Annotated in this window: 1 protein-coding gene; it reads left to right on the top strand. The window is 35.5% G+C overall.

The features are described 5' to 3' along the window. On the top strand, nt 1-214 hold a 214-nt coding region (locus IDG64_RS15725; protein ID WP_142381978.1), incomplete at both ends, for a DDE-type integrase/transposase/recombinase.

The raw sequence follows: 214 nt of genomic DNA, 5'->3' as shown, positions 1-214 counted from the left end.
CATACATTAGATATTTGGTTGCGTAAGCAACGAGATAATCATTCAGCATATGCGTTTATCAAACGTCTCATTAAACAATTTGGTAAGCCTCAAAAGGTAGTTACAGATCAGGCACCTTCAACGAAGGCAGCAATGGCTAAAATAATTAAAGCTTTTAAACTTAAACCTGACTGTCATTGTACATCGAAATATCTGAATAACCTCATTGAGCAAG

This window comes from Staphylococcus sp. EG-SA-15 (genome assembly GCF_017151895.1).
GTDB lineage: Bacteria > Bacillota > Bacilli > Staphylococcales > Staphylococcaceae > Staphylococcus > Staphylococcus aureus.
This window is presented reverse-complemented; position numbering and strand designations above follow the sequence as displayed.